The sequence below is a fragment of the Pectobacterium odoriferum genome, assembly GCF_009931295.1.
Lineage (GTDB): Bacteria > Pseudomonadota > Gammaproteobacteria > Enterobacterales > Enterobacteriaceae > Pectobacterium > Pectobacterium odoriferum.
Genome location: NZ_CP034938.1, coordinates 1,856,367 through 1,872,062, shown reverse-complemented (window position 1 = coordinate 1,872,062; position 15,696 = coordinate 1,856,367). Strand labels below are relative to the sequence as shown.

Genomic DNA, 15,696 nt, shown 5'->3' with positions numbered 1-15,696 from the left:
GCGCTAATAACAGCGCCATATTTCTGTGTTCTTCTAGGAAAAGGAAAATACTTTTACAGCAGCATCAACATACATATCTGTAAGTTGTTTAACTGACTCTTCTGTCCACTTTTCTTGTTCATAAATCCATGAGTGGATACCAACTCCTGTATTTTTAAATGTATTTTTCTTATTTTCAAAAGACTTATTATCATTTTTGTTATTTCTGGAGGGATCTAAGAGAACAATATTGCCAATGCTATTTTTTAATTTTTCCATATCCATATTTTTGTCTTCTTGATGTGCTGAGTATGGATATATGTGCTCAAGAGTCATACTGTTAAAATCGAAAATTACAGTTTGATCCTCTCGCTTTAATCTATTTAGGCTATTACCCTGGCAAGGTTGTATTAACCATCCCCAGTTCTCCTGAATTGTCATTAATAAACATTTTATCGGTTTATTATCTCCTTTTTTTTGATAGATCAGACTTCTAACATTGGCAATAAATTTTACATCTTCATGATCTTTATCTAATAGAGTGTCATTAAATGCGTTATGTAAATTAGAAATATCAAACCTATCACGCTCAGCATGTATTCTTAATGCCAGGGTTGCATATAATTTTGAGAAAATACTTGCATGTAAGTCACTAATCATTTTACATCTAATAAAAAACTTGCTTGTTTCATTTACAATATGCTTAAAATTATTTTCAGATGAAAAACTTGCAGCCAGTAATAATGGCATTGCATGCAAATGTTTTAATTTATTGATAAGGAGATCTAATTTACTTTTATGCCATTTATTATCATTGTCATTCTCGAATGGCCACTCGCCACTTGATATATACTCCAGTCTCTCAACACACTCTCTAATGTAACCAACTGTTTTATTTATTTCTGATTTATTTATTGATTCATTAAATACTGTCTTTTTATATTCTTCCAGAACAGACGAAGCAGTAATATTAGTGCCAGTTAACATAATTAAAATCCATCTTAAATAATCAGTTACTTTCTTTGATGGATGTTTAAGTATGGCATCCCAATTATCTGAAATACTCCGTTGATACGAGGTGTTATCGCTACATATACCTATTGTATATGCTTTAAGTAATTCTCCTTCAGTTAAGTTAATACCCCTATCATTTAGCACGGTAAATAGCTTGTATGCATCATCAATACTATTGGTTACAATATGAATGACTAAAAAAGATTCTTCAAACAACTTGACTATGTCATCAATGATTTCTAAACACTCGGATATTTTTTTATTTTTAAATAGACTGTCCTTAATAAAGGCATTGAAGTTCTTCCTGGCCCTTAACATTAATTCATGAGAATTCCGTGTGGGTCTTAATGGATTCGCATCAATTAATGATTGATAGAATTCGTTATCAGCATTGCCTATTGTAATTCTTACATGCTTTTTAATTTCACGATTTTCTCTTTCATCAAGATGAAAGTATTTATAGATATCCTTTAAAATCATGGTTCTGTATTCGGAGTCTTTTTCTTCCTCACAATTAAGTGCATTAATAACATTCCGAATGACAGAAAAGAAAAGTACAATAGTTGATAGCCTTTGCTGACCATCCACTAATAAATTCTCTATCCTTCTGTGCCCTCCAAAAGTTTTTTCTTGGGCACAGACAACTCCTCCAAAAAAATGTTCGCAACTTTTCTTTGATTTCTTTTTACTCAAAGCATCTTGTATATCATTACAAAATTGCTCTATCTGCTCATCTTCCCATGAATAATCTCGCTGATATGTAGGCGTATAGAAAATATTGCTATTCTTAAATAATTCGCCAAAAGACATATATTCAGGTTTAACATTCATTTTATATCTCCAGTAAATTTTATTTATCTAGTTCCCAGAAAGCCTTATCGCGTAACTTGGAAACTTTTTTTGAACCATCAATATAAAGGCTAAAATGCTTCTCAAGCTGCCGAATCTGCCCCATCAAAGACTCCTGCTCACCTTTATCATCAACGTTAAATACCGCCTTGATATCCGCATTCCTAATCTCAGAAACACGATGGATCACCCAAGTCAAAATATAGGAAGCATAATTATTTTCCCCAGTCTTAAAATGAGTGATCTCCTGCGTAGACAGGATCGCACCAACTCCATACTCACGGCCTTCTTTTAGAATCTTACGCAGACTGGAAAAATCCTGACGCATAAAGTTATCGGCTTCGTCCACCAGAATCATTTTGGTAAGCTGACGATAATCTCCTCGTACTACAGGTTTACCACGCTTTTGCATTTGTGCATAAAACAAATCCAGCGTCAGGGCGACCACCAGGTTTTGCACTTCTGGCGGATAGCCAGCCAGCTCAATCACAGTGACACCGTCAATCAATTCGTACAAGCTGGTCATCTTCTCCGGGATGGTCTCGAATATCTTGTAACGCGCCAGTTTAGAAAGTGCTGCGTAAAGCGAATCTTCTTCAACCTTCTCCTGATCGAGGAAGCACTGCCATACATCTTCAATCGTCGGCGCAGCCCTTGACCATGTTGTCGGATCTTCCGGCGAAATGCCTGCAGCTTCGTAGCATTCTAAGATTAGATTTTCTAATTTGAGCTGCTGCTTATGGCCCAACCCATAGGCTTTTGCCATCGTTTCCGATAGCCCACCAGCGGTATGAATTGGTAGCATTGGCATGTCACCAAACAGAGATAATGGGTTGTAAGGCAGCTTAAATAATTTGTACTTTTTGGCCCCCGTAGCATCAAGAAAAGCCTCATCCACATAGTCTGATTTGTAGTCGAAGATCAGCAAACCAATAGGTTTGCCATCAACGTTACAGGACTGATTACGCATCAACTGTGTGACCAGTGATTTAGTAAACTGGGTTTTACCGGTGCCCATCGTTCCAATAATGCCGGTATTGGTATTCATGAATTTCGCGGTGTTGGTTGGCTCCCAATGTAACGGGCTCTGACGCGCAGCATCATGACCAAACAGGATCTGTAATGGAGTATCACTAATATCAGAAGTCGCCACCGGTACAGCAGGCTGTAACGACTCCGGTTCCGAAATGGACCGTGCAGTAGCCGGCGTTGTGACTTCTACTACGACTTCGGGTTGTGACGGAATGGCATCACACCCAGACTTAAGCCGATATTTTTCCGGCACCCGGTAACGCTCGGCAAGAGGTAGTTCATCCCCCTGTGCGGCAATCAGCGAAGGCAACAGTGAATAAGGGATCTCAATCTGTAAGATATTCTCCGCCGTCTCTTTATAAGAGAGATCAAAACAGCTCTCACTGTCTACATGCGCTACCACAAAGCCATCCACGTAGTCGGCAAGTTCACCCAACTGGTAGTCACCGGTGAGCCACCATTCGCGTCGTGCCAATAGAGGAGTCAGTTTGTCGTTACCCAGCACGCCATATAGACGCAGCTTTTCCACCTGCATTAATACCTGGCGGATAAAAAGTGCCCGGTACAGTTGTGAGGCCAGCGTTTGTGGCCCCAGAATATCCTGCTGTAAGTAACGCTTCAGTTCACGGGCCTGCTGCCCAGCATGGTTGTAATCAGGCCGCACTCCCGTTTTTACTTCCAACGGTAACAGATAAAGGCTGTTGTCTTTGAAGCCGACAAAGAGTACATCGTCAGAAATTGCCCCGCTTTGATAACCCTGCAAGTGGCGAGATAAATCGCTCTCTTTCATTCTCAGCCCGACGTTACCGGATACGCGGATCATTTCAGCCACCGATAGCGGAACCCAGCAAATGTCGGACTGATGCAGCATGGACTGCACGAATTTATACGCGCCAATAATGCCGTGCTTCTCTTTGCGCTCTTTCTCACCAGAACGCAGCATTTTCAGCAGCCATTCACCGTTAAAGGCATTAAATTCGGCAAGCAGGTTCTGGCTATCAACGGAAGGCTGCCCGATCTGATTTCCTGTTTGAAGCAGACGCAAGAACAGCTCAACCTGTTTTGTGACGGTCACGGCGTCATAACCTGCGCAACTGGTGTACTGGTCAGAGTAGTGGATAAGCACCACATCTTTTTGACTGGTAAAGAAATCGAGTGTGACTTTAGGGTCGATGATGGTGGTCCAGAGCGAGCTGTCATAAGAGTAATCAAGCAACTGCTTAAAATTGCCACTCACTGCCAGACTGATTCCCTGACCGTGATACTGGCTGTTGCTCTGGCGCGCCGGTTGCCACAGGCCGCCCAGCAAGCGTGCAAGGCGCAGAGCGCAGTAAGGTTCAGTATCGACATTACGCAAGCCAAAAGCGGTAAAGTAGGCATCGCCCTGGATTTCCGCCCCTTCGCCAGCAATAAGCCCATGACATAACACCCCGCTGGCAGCGTCTTCAATGCGGATCTGACGGCAATCAACCGGCGCGGTATTGGTAAAAAATGCCAGATGGGCGTAGGCTAGTTTGTCACTTTCCTGCGGCAGGACAAATTTACTGAACGTTAAACGGCTACGCAGCAAATCGATCAGCATATCGGCTTCTGCACGCCATGCGCCGCTGTTCAGACCAAGATCGTTTTTAAGCTGCTCATAGCTACCGCTTTCGGCAAAGTGGTCAAACGCATTGGGCAACAGGCGTTCATCGTAGCAGTTTACATGCACCGAAATTGCGCTCTCTTTCTCCTGCTTAAAGTATTCCACCAATCCCAGAAACAGTTCTCTAGCGTTGCCCTGATTAATGGCATTGATGATCAGCGCATTGTTTCCGGTACTCTGGAACAGCCGGGAATAAGCATCAGTAAATTCGTTGAGTTTGTCTTTGACCAGACGTTTAACGTAGTCATGGCTCATCTGGCGCTGGGGAATAACGTCAATCCAGAAGCGGTTTTCCGCCACCGGCTGTAGCTGCGCGTATTCATGCTCACTATGGTAGACAAACGGCATTAAGCCAGAGACAACCAGACGATCGAGGGTAATAGGCGGTAGTGAGGCAAAGGACGCTAATGTAGGCTGCTCTGGCTCCGCGATGATGGTTTCCGCTAGTTGCAGATGATAGGCCAACACTAAGGGGTGCAATGGCGAAAGGCGTTCATGTATTTCACCACGGCAAATACCCAGATGTAGCAGCCGTTTTTCCTGTGGTGTCAACGTCCTGCTCAGGCCAATTTGTTGTAACGCCAGTTCAAAAGTCCCCACCACATGACTGACCAGCGCACGATATTCTGCTGACCACGACACCAGGCTCGGCAGAGTGTTACGGTGCTGATAATAAGCCAACAGTTGGTGGTAGGCAGCATGAAGGTCGGGGTAGCTGGCATTAAGTTCATCCAGCGCAAACACGCTGTCGTCACTGCCTGTACCAAGCAGGTTCTGCGCAATCAGTGAGGCTTCCAGCATCAGTAACTGCTGGCGCACACCGACCACATTATGCTCGGTGTTATCCAGAATGACGCGCCCTTTCATCCGGTTCCAGGTCGCATTGCCATCTTCCTTAAAGAGTTTATTGAAACGACTCTGATCAAACAGTAACGGCAGTGTTAACCCTTCCTCAGCCCCCGGCCCTTCTATGTTAAGTAGCAGACGAGAATCACCTGAAATCAGCGCAAATTTGATTAGTTCACTTTGATTAGCCAGCGTTTCAAAATTTACCCACGCATACTGCCGACAATCAATATCATCGATCTCTTCATCCAGAGTACGGGTCTGGTCGCCAGTCTCCGCAATGCGTAACGTGTTATCTTCCAGTTGCAGCGTTAATTGGTCTTTACCCGGCTCAATGCGATAGCAATGCTGGATCTCATTCAGCCAAAATTGCCCTTGTTCAACTATCAGCAGGCGAAACTTATACTCTTCCGCCGAGTTATTGCGGTTGACTATTTCGAGGCTAAAAAAGCAGGGGTTCCCGTCGAAAGGTACTGATGCCATAATACGGGAGGTTTTCCCCCCAGCCCGGCTGGTGCGCCAGAAACGCTCTTTTTGTAACCGGCGATGATGAGCAATTTTTATCTGGTCATCCTGAAGGTCGTTGCTCTGAAAGCTGAACTCCAGTTCGACCTGCGATTGCCCCGGCTGTACCTGCACTAGGACGCTGATATCACGCTTACCCGCTTTACTGGTGCTTTTTGCTCTTTGCCAGACTTCACCGTTTTCAACGCCGATGTTTTCCAGTATCAGCTTCTGTTCGCTGTTCCGCGCTTTCTCATCCTGGTAGACCGAGAAATCAAGTTCGCGCCAGTCGTCTTTATCGACAAAATGCTCCTGAATAAATTTGGTATTGAACTCGGTTAGCACGTTCTCCAGTTGCCCACTGTAACGCTCGATACTGTCCTCTATCTGGCGATATAACTTCTGGTTTTCATTTAATCGGGAGCGTAGCTGTTTACCGCTAAAATTCAATAAGTGGCTATCATTGAATAGTTTTAGCTCCGAGAAATCTAGATTACCATCGTCCAGCAGACGGTATAACGATGAAAAACCAAATACGGTTGCGCCTTCATCCAGTATTGTTGTCAACTGATCGCCTAGCAAACAGCGGGACACTTGCGAACGAGCGCTATCCGTTGTGATTAATTTTTCGAGTTGGTGACGGAAAGTTTCGGGATGCCAGATTGCATTCAGTGCGGCCACATCCTTGGTACTATTGAGCAAGGTATCCAACATACTGTTATGGATAATCAACAACGCCGTTTGGGCAAAAATCCCGTTTCGGCCGGAAACCTCATCTCGCAAATGGGAAATATAGTTTTCCGTAAATGCAGGCGCGGTAGTACCGTGCAATACCGGAATAAGCTGAATACCGTTACATGATACGTAAGAAAGATGCTGTTCCGGCGCAATCTCTAATGTATTTCCACCAGCCAGGGAGTCGAACGCCTCCCAGAGTTTTAAGGCGTTATCAGGATCGGGAGATTTAAACTGGTAGCGCTCACCTGGTTCGATGGTGCTGCTAACCCATTCAATGAAGGTTTTCGCCAGATAGGTTTCATACTGTTTTACGGACATATACGGCGTCTCCACTGTCACTCATTCGCTCCACGTTTCCCATGCGTTCATAAAACGCTACCAGCATTTGTGTAGACTGGTTATCCAGATAAAACCCGCGTTGCTCAAAACCGCGCAACAGTTCATTCAACCGAAGTTTTTTGTTTTTACCCACGGTAAGATTGGTCAGTAACAACAACCGATCCTGATTCAGCACCAGCACTTTCCCCGCCCGGCCACGCACCTGGATGAAATCAGTACAAATCAGACTCTCCAGTTCATTGATATATTTGCGATTTACTGATGCGCGTTCAGATTTCTTGCCCTGAAATTGTTCAACAGCGACGGATAATAGTTGTTTGAAAGCATCGTCCAGGCTTGTCGCGCGATCGCGAGAGGTAAGTTGGCGATCCTCAATAAAATCCTGCAAATACTTGTTAAGGTCATTTAATGTTTGTGAAGTAGGATCTGAATTATTCAGGGCATCCTGATAGACCTGCCACAGTGGACGCTTTTTCGTGCCTTTACCCCATTGCAAAACCTCCAGCGCGGAGAGTATCGGGAAAAGTTTTTCACTTTGGCTAGCGAACCACTTATAGCCGAAGCGTTTTATCTGGTCCCGCTCTGAGCTGGCTTTTTCGGAATCAAGAATAAAAAACAGCGATTTACTTTGCGGTTCGCCGTCCCGCCAGTTGTCCAAGTTAAGCGCCAGTTGAGCACACCAACTAAAGGCGTACAAACGCAGGGTATTGGTCAATTCCTGCAAAAGATATTGCGGATGATCGGCCAGAAAGGCCAGATCGGACTGGAAGCACGTTACCATGTAGGGCAGGTAAGGCTGTTCTTCGGCAAACGGACCTTCCCCCAGAAGTTTTACTTTCTCATTGAGCTTATTCAGCATTTGCTGTTCGATGAAGTTCAGCTTGTCCTGTATCGGGTAATTCAGGCTAAACCCCCTCATCAGATTAGCGAACAGCGTTCCAAGACGTTTATCTGCCGTGGAGCCTACATTTATCTTTTCAGCATCAAACTGGGCGTGAAACAGCAAAAAAAGCGGAGAGACCCGAAAGATGTCCTGGTTGGAAAAATACATCCGCTCCAGTACGTGCCAGAAAGCTGGCTCATCAATTAATGTTTGTAGGTGGGCTTTGCAGTCCTCGCGAAATTGCTCAGTATTGTAGGCGTCGATTTTACGCTTCAGGGCATAACTCAGTACCAAGCCGGTGACGATTTGCCAGTTAATATTATTATTTTTATTACGCACCGGTAGGTAACTATCCAGTTGGTTGTTACCCACTTTTAACGTTGCTGCAATGGGATTCATTATATTACCCCTCCATGCCGCTAATGGTGATCATGTCGTCGTCCGACCTGGCGCTGTAAACCCGCTGTGCACCATCATAAAATTTGATTTCACTGCTGGATTTGGCTTGCTCCGCAATCAATTCTACGATTTCATCCAGTAATACAATCGCGCTCTTATCATATTTATTCGGACGATAGCCATTGTTCAGTTTGCGCAATAACTCAAATAAATTAAGGCCGATACGGATAGGTCCTAGTGAGTTTTGCCCCACTTTTAAATAAACGTCAAAACAGGTTGGATGGACCGTATTTTTCTTGAGAATGGCATCCCAGTCCGGTTTCAGTGCAACTGGCGCAGTGATTTTAACGCCGCCAAACTCGCCTAAAAAGAACTCATCTTTTTGCGTGCTCAACTCTGGTGCTTTACGGTTCGCGTAGCGTTGGATACCAGCCATAAGCTCGAAAGAATAAAACCGGTTCAACAATCTTTTCTGTTCCAGGTCTGCGGTGTAATTTTTATGCAGGTGCCAGATTTCTGAATAATGTTCGAGCAGTGACTCTTTAAAGAACGCCTGAAATTTCTGGTGATAATTATTCCCCAGAGACTCACTTTGTAGCAGCCAGAAGAGTCGAATTAATGAGGCGGCATCACCTGACTTAACACACTTGCGATCAAACGTAATATGTAAATGTTCAAGCGTTGCCAGAAAAGCATCCAGATCGGGATCAACAAGGCCAAGCTCATAGCGCAAAATGAATTGATCGAGTTCATAGGTATGTAATCTGGCGGGATCAAAATCAGAAACCTTTTTAATCAGATCATTTTCTGCACCGTTGAAGAGATTATCAAACAGGTAGCCAGGCCCCAGTAACAGGTGATGCAAAAAATCCAGTAATGTTCTTGTGGTAACAAACTGGTCTTTAATTAACCGGGTTTTAAAGAGTTGGGTGATTAAGACATTCTGAACGCCAGGCATACAGAGCAGTTTGAAGTTAGCAACAGTATTTAAATCATCCTGAGTTAACTCATCACGTTGAAAAATCGTGTAAAAAAGGTTGTTATCATCACCACTCGTTAAGTGATTTAATAAGTTTTTTATAAAGGGTGAATATTGCCGATCTTCGTCAAACTTGAACTTAGGGTACTGCTCGAAGTCAAAAAAAGAACAATTTCCGCTACGGTAAGGGCGATTCCCATCCTGTTGTTCTGACAAGAATGAGTCAATCGCAGAGCGGATAATCTGATGATCCTCATCCCCCTCTCTGGCAAAGTTGGCGAGCATCCCAGTGTTGATACCGATGAGAAGCGGATATGATTGTTGATGATGATTTTTAAATAAATCATTCAATGCATCAATAGCTGACTGTCGAGGAGCAAAACTATGTGTAGCATCCAGATGGAAACTAAACCTCTGCTGATATCGTGGTTCTGACTTACAACGGGTTAAAATTTCGGATTTCCCATCCCCACTACTTCCGCAAAGAAAAACGATCTCACCAGGCTTCGCAATATCCAGGTAATGCTGTAAGTCTTCTTCAATCTCTTGTTTGACAAAGAGTTGTTCTTTTAGCTCATCGAATATATCTTTTTGCCGATGAGTCTCAGTGCTTACAGAAAACGAAGATGACTTCGCAAGTACACCCAACGCTTTACGTAATGTGATTGCGCTCATAACCATCTGGTCTTAGAGAGAAAAATGTAACTATATTATACAAATAAGCATGCTCTCTACACCAGACTTAAAATTCTTTAAACTATCGCTCACTACTAAATATTCTGTGCCGTATAACTAATTTCGATTATCAGAATATGCAAGCTGTATACGATGCAGCCAGAATACAGCCTGCTTGTTTTACACATTACCCCGCCGTCAACTTCCCAAAATCAAACGGACTCACCGCTCTCTCCCGATTCGCATCGAGAAAATCCGCCCACCATTGCAGCATCAGTTTGCGTTCATCCAGATGCTCCGCCTTATGGATATACGCCGCTCGAACGCCATTGCGTTCCTGATGACTCATCTGCCGCTCTACCGCATCCCTAGACCACAACCCCGACTCAATCAACGAACTACACGCCATTGTACGAAAGCCGTGACCGCATACTTCCGTTTTGGTGTCGTAGCCCATAGTTTGCAGCGCTTTGTTTACCGTCCCTTCACTGACGGGTTTTCGTGATGAATGATCGCCAATGAAAACCAATTCACAATGCCCACTCACCTCTCTAATCTTTTTAAGGATCTCCAGTGCCTGACGGCTTAGTGGAACAAGATGTGGTGTGTGCATTTTTGAACCGCGCTCGGAGAATTTCACTCCGGGGATCGGTTCACGTTCAGGGGGAATCGTCCACAACGCTCGTTCAAAGTCGATTTCCGGCCAGCGAGCAAAACGGAGTTCACTGGAACGGATAAAAATCAGCAAGGAAAGATTTATCACCCACTTGGTAAACTCACGGCCTTTATAGCCATCTATACGGCCAAGTAGTTCACGCAAGCGTTCGAGTTCCAACGCAGGGCGGTGTTCGACTTTGCCGGGCATAATTGCCCCTGCCATATCTTGCGCCGGGTTATAGTCAATCAGGCCGTTTTGTACGGCATAGGTCATAATGGCAGTCACGCGTTGTTTTAGGCGTTTAGCCACTTCTAAGCGTCCAGAGCGTTCGACGCTTTTAATCGGTGTCAGCAAGTCGCGTGTTTTCAGATCTGAGATGTGTTTGCTACCGATAGCGGGGAAAATATTGTCGCTGAGACTTTTCAGGATACGTTCGGCATGGGATTCCGACCACTTCTTATTATCAGTATGCCAAGCGCGAGCCACAGCCTCGAAGGTTTGCTCATCATCTTGTTGTTGCGTTTTGACTGCTTTTTTATGCTCGTTGGGATCAACGCCAGCAGCAATAAGTTTTCGTGCCTCATCGCGTTTCTGACGCGCTTCAGAAAGGGAAACCTCCGGGTAAACACCTAGCGCCAGCGTCTTTTCTTTGCCATCCGAACGATAGCGTAAGCGCCAATATTTGGACCCGTTGGTATGAACCAGAAGAAACATACCGTTTCCATCGGTAAGTTTATAAGGCTTCTCTTCCGGTTTTGCTGAACGTACCTTGATGTCCGTGAGTGCCATAATGCTTTTCCTTCAATAAATGCGTTATTGAGGGTACAAGGATTTACCATACTGAAGTATACCCGCAATTGTACCCGCACAAGCAAGTTGATGTCAGTTGAATTGTATTGACGTAGGAAGAGTATGGAATGAAGGAGGAGCCAGTAAAACCGTGGGTTTTAGGCAAAAAAATAGACGTCGGTTGACGTCTATTGATTTATCAATGGTGCCCGGGGCGGGACTTGAACCCGCACAGCGCGAACGCCGAGGGATTTTAAATCCCTTGTGTCTACCGATTTCACCACCCGGGCTTAAATATTGGAGGCGCGTTCCGGAGTCGAACCGGACTAGACGGATTTGCAATCCGCTACATAACCGCTTTGTTAACGCGCCAAAATATTCAGGTTTTAGTAACCAACATCCGCAATTGCCGATGCTTTAAATTGGAGCGGGAAACGAGACTCGAACTCGCGACCCCGACCTTGGCAAGGTCGTGCTCTACCAACTGAGCTATTCCCGCAACACAGAACTTACTGATTCTTCTAACTTCTTACAAACCAGCGTTGCTGTTGATGCGGTGCATTCTACTGACCTGACACGATGAGTCAATAGAATTATCAAGCAACCGCATTCGTTTGCTGGTTTTTACGTCGCTTCGATCAAGGTTCAAGCAAATCGTGGCGCGCAGCGTTCAAATATTGAAACATGGACCAGAAAGTCAGTACAGCCGCGATGTACAACGCCACAACACCAACGCCTTCAACAATGCGTTCCGGACGCCATAGCAAAGCAAAAAGCGCCATCATCTGGGCCGTGGTTTTAACCTTCCCTATCCACGACACGGCAACGCTACTTCTCTTGCCAATTTCAGCCATCCACTCTCGCAATGCCGAAATAATGATTTCTCGCGCGATCATTGTCGCTGCTGGTAGCGTAATCCACCAAGAATGGTAATACTCCGCAACCAATACCAGCGCGACAGCCACCATCACTTTGTCCGCAACAGGATCGAGGAAGGCACCAAAACGCGTGGTTTGCTTCCAGCGGCGGGCAAGGAAACCATCAAACCAATCCGTCACGGCAGCAAACACGAAAATCAACGCGCAAAGCAGCGGTGCCCAGACGAATGGAAGATAAAACGCCAGCACAAAAAACGGAATAAGAGCAACACGAAACAGAGTAAGCAACGTCGGTATATTAAATTGCATAGCGCTTAGGTAACTATCTGGCTGGAGTGGATACTAGGAGTATGTTGCTACATTGTCCCTAGTGTTTCAATGCATGGAAGATTTTTTCTGCCAATGCATGCGAAATTCCTGGAACATTTGCAATCTCCTCAATACTGGCATTCATCAAAGGTTGCAGCCCTCCCATGTATTTCAGCAGGGTCTGACGACGTTTAGGGCCGACGCCTTCGATAAGCTCCAGCGTACTGGTATTTCTTACTTTTGCTCTCTTCTTACGATGTCCGCCAATTGCATGGTCATGCGAATCATCACGAATGTGCTGGATAACGTGCAATGCGGGAGAATCCGGCGGCAGTGCCACGCCCTCGCCCGTCGACTCAAAAAACAGCGTTTCCAGTCCGGCTTTACGATCGCTGCCTTTCGCAACACCAAGTAACAGAGGCTTATTTTTATCCCATGATACTTGCAACGAGTCAAATACGGCCTGAGCCTGACCGAGCTGCCCTTTTCCACCATCGATCACAATGACATCCGGTATTTTGCTGTCATCCAGCGCTTTGCCATATCGGCGTCGGAGGACTTGCGCCATGGCGGCATAATCATCGCCAGGCGTAATACCACTGATATTATAGCGGCGATATTCAGAACGTAACGGACCGTTGGCATCAAATACGACACAGGATGCCACAGTCTGTTCTCCCATCGTATGACTGATATCAAAACACTCCATTCGATGGATTGCTGGCAACTGCAAGACGTTGGCTAACGCAGCCAGACGCTGGTGAATTGTGGACTGCTGAGACAGTTTTGTGACCAGCGCCGTGGCAGCATTCGTCCGCGCCAGTTTTAAATAACGAGCACGATCGCCACGGGGCTTCGTCTGAATCTGTACTTTTTTTCCCGCAACTACCGTTAGAGATTCCGTCAGCAAATCTTTATCGGGCAGAGTGAAATCGAGCAAAATTTCTGTAGGAAGCGTTCGGCCTAAGCTTCCTTGCAAATAGAATTGCCCAACAAAAGTCTGCACGACTTCCCCTAATTCCGTACCACCAGGCACTTTGGGGAAATAGCTCCGACTGCCAAGCACTTTTCCCTGTCGGATGAAAAGGACATAGACACAAGCCATACCAGCATCAAAGGCAACGCTGATAACATCCAGATCTTCGCCGTCGCCGGAAACAAACTGCTTTTCCGTCACTCGTCGAACCGCCTGGATCTGATCGCGTATCCGAGCTGCATCTTCAAAATGCAGATCGCGACTGGCCGCTTCCATCCGAGAAATGAGTTGATTCAGTACTTGCTGATCTTTGCCAGACAAAAACAGGCGAACATAATCAACCTGCTGTTGATAATCCTCTTCGCTAACCAAACCGCTAACGCAAGGCCCGCGGCAGCGACCAATTTGGTATTGCAGGCAGGGACGAGAGCGATTGCGATAGACGCTATTTTCACACTGGCGCACCGGAAACAGTTTTTGCAGCAATATTAACGTTTCACGCACGGCATTGCCGTTGGGAAATGGACCGAAGTATTCGCCCTTCGCATGCTTAGCGCCACGGTGAACGGCCAGACGTGGATGAGCATCACCGCTCAGGAAAATCATGGGATAGGATTTATCGTCGCGCAACAAGACGTTATAACGCGGCTGATAAAGCTTGATGTAGTTGTGTTCCAGCAGTAAGGCTTCAGTTTCTGTGTGCGTGATCGTGACATCAATATGCTTGATGCTTTTGACTAATGCCTCGGTTTTACGGCTGGCAACATGACTGCGGAAATAGCTGGCAAGTCGTTTTTTTAAGTCTTTTGCCTTACCGACGTAGATGACCGTATTGCCGACATCATACATCCGGTAGACACCGGGCTGGCTCGTTACCGTTTTTAAAAATGCCGACGCATCGAAACTCTCACTCACTACTTAACAATGTCTCCGCGGTAAAAAGCCCATGCTTGATAGCCAGATGGGTCAGCTCCACGTCGCCGTTGATATTCAGCTTGCTAAACATACGGTAACGATAGCTGTTCACTGTTTTAGGGCTAAGATTAAGCTGATCTGAGATTTCAGTCACTTTCTGCCCCTTCGTTATCATTAGCATAATCTGTAATTCGCGTTCAGACAAACACTCCAGCGGCGCATCTGTCTGCGGCTCCAACTGGCTTAGTGCCATCTGTTGGGCAATATCAGAAGCAATATACCGTTTACCTGCATGTACTGCGCGAATGGCAGAAATCACTTCCTGAGGGGCGGCAGCTTTACTCACATACCCCGCAGCGCCAGCCTGCATAACTTTAGCAGGCAACGGGTTCTCAGTATAAATAGTGAGCATGATAACTTTTATATCTGGAGTAAAGCGCAGGATCTTGCGCGTTGCTTCAAGCCCGCCGATGCCCGGCATGCTCATGTCCATCAAGACAACATCCACATCATTGCTTCGGCACCATTTAACGGCATCTTCACCGCAGCATGCCTCACCAACCACTTTCAGACCTTTGATATCGTCAAGAATGCGTCGTATCCCTGCCCGCACCAATTCATGGTCATCAACAAGAAAAACGCTAATCAAAGAATAATTCTCCAAAAAAAGGGAGTAACACTTACATAAAAAATTGCTTGCAGGTGATACTACGTTGGTTTCAAAAAATAATGAACACAGATTTATATGAATATGTATTTTAAAATATGCCGAGAAGGAATAAAGCGCATTCCCGATCATAACAATATATCGTTAACCTGATGGTGAATGTTGATCACACTCTTAACATTTCAAATACGCCACACAGTATAAACACTTCATTGGCACAAAATGTATAAAAAACAATGCAAATCAAATGGCATGCAATTGGCTTTACATCTTGAATGTCAATAAAAAGTCACTATTGTAATCACGATGTGATTAGAAATTTTATCATCGTCAACCGCTGTATTATACAAATAATATATTCAGTGAAAAACGTCCATAGTGAACATCATATGTATTAAACAAAACGCATCTATAGCCTTTACCACAAAAAAACAGCCAAAATATAGACGCTATTTTAATAAGTTAAATGCATAAAAAACAGTCACTAAAATGGTTTTATCCGCGAATAATATCAATCCACAATATGCTTTATGTTATACTCCCGTCCATCTGGTTCTGCCTGTCGCATCAGCGGTAACGCCCGCAGCAGGCGAAAAAAACATCTTTTTCTTGTTGAGGAGAA

At 45.0% G+C, this 15,696-nt stretch carries 8 protein-coding genes and 3 tRNA genes; all 11 read right to left on the bottom strand.

The window, feature by feature from the left end:
• Positions 1–33: 33 nt before the first annotated feature.
• Positions 34–1,824, bottom strand: a complete 1,791-nt coding sequence (locus tag EO763_RS08275; protein WP_161528656.1) for a DUF262 domain-containing protein — start codon at positions 1,822–1,824, stop codon at positions 34–36.
• Positions 1,825–1,843: 19 nt separating this feature from the next.
• Positions 1,844–6,925 (bottom strand): DNA phosphorothioation-dependent restriction protein DptH, encoded by a 5,082-nt coding sequence (gene dptH / locus EO763_RS08270; protein ID WP_161528655.1) that lies wholly within the window; start codon positions 6,923–6,925, stop codon positions 1,844–1,846.
• Positions 6,906–8,228 carry a DNA phosphorothioation-dependent restriction protein DptG gene (gene dptG, locus EO763_RS08265; RefSeq protein WP_161528654.1) on the bottom strand — a complete coding sequence of 441 codons (1,323 nt, stop codon included), beginning with the start codon at positions 8,226–8,228 and terminating at the stop codon, positions 6,906–6,908. The genes dptH and dptG overlap by 20 nt, the downstream gene beginning before the upstream one ends.
• 4 nt (positions 8,229–8,232) lie before the next feature.
• On the bottom strand, positions 8,233–9,882 hold the full coding sequence (gene dptF, locus EO763_RS08260; RefSeq protein WP_161528653.1) for a DNA phosphorothioation-dependent restriction protein DptF: 1,650 nt from the start codon (positions 9,880–9,882) through the stop codon (positions 8,233–8,235).
• 187 nt (positions 9,883–10,069) lie between these two features.
• Positions 10,070–11,329, bottom strand: coding sequence for a tyrosine-type recombinase/integrase (locus EO763_RS08255; RefSeq protein ID WP_161528652.1), 1,260 nt, complete (start codon positions 11,327–11,329; stop codon positions 10,070–10,072).
• 203 nt (positions 11,330–11,532) lie between these two features.
• Positions 11,533–11,619: transfer RNA gene (locus EO763_RS08250), tRNA-Leu, on the bottom strand.
• 8 nt (positions 11,620–11,627) lie between these two features.
• A tRNA-Cys gene (locus EO763_RS08245) sits at positions 11,628–11,701 on the bottom strand.
• Between the two features lie 51 nt (positions 11,702–11,752).
• A tRNA-Gly gene (locus EO763_RS08240) sits at positions 11,753–11,828 on the bottom strand.
• A gap of 139 nt (positions 11,829–11,967) precedes the next feature.
• A complete protein-coding gene (pgsA, locus tag EO763_RS08235) occupies positions 11,968–12,516 on the bottom strand; it encodes a CDP-diacylglycerol--glycerol-3-phosphate 3-phosphatidyltransferase (RefSeq protein WP_010279374.1) in 549 nt (182 codons plus the stop codon).
• Between the two features lie 58 nt (positions 12,517–12,574).
• Positions 12,575–14,407 (bottom strand): excinuclease ABC subunit UvrC, encoded by a 1,833-nt coding sequence (uvrC, locus tag EO763_RS08230; protein WP_161528651.1) that lies wholly within the window; start codon positions 14,405–14,407, stop codon positions 12,575–12,577.
• A complete protein-coding gene (gene uvrY / locus EO763_RS08225; RefSeq protein ID WP_010279369.1) occupies positions 14,400–15,056 on the bottom strand; it encodes a UvrY/SirA/GacA family response regulator transcription factor in 657 nt (218 codons plus the stop codon). Before uvrY ends, uvrC begins: the two co-directional genes overlap by 8 nt.
• Between the last annotated feature and the right edge of the window lie 640 nt (positions 15,057–15,696).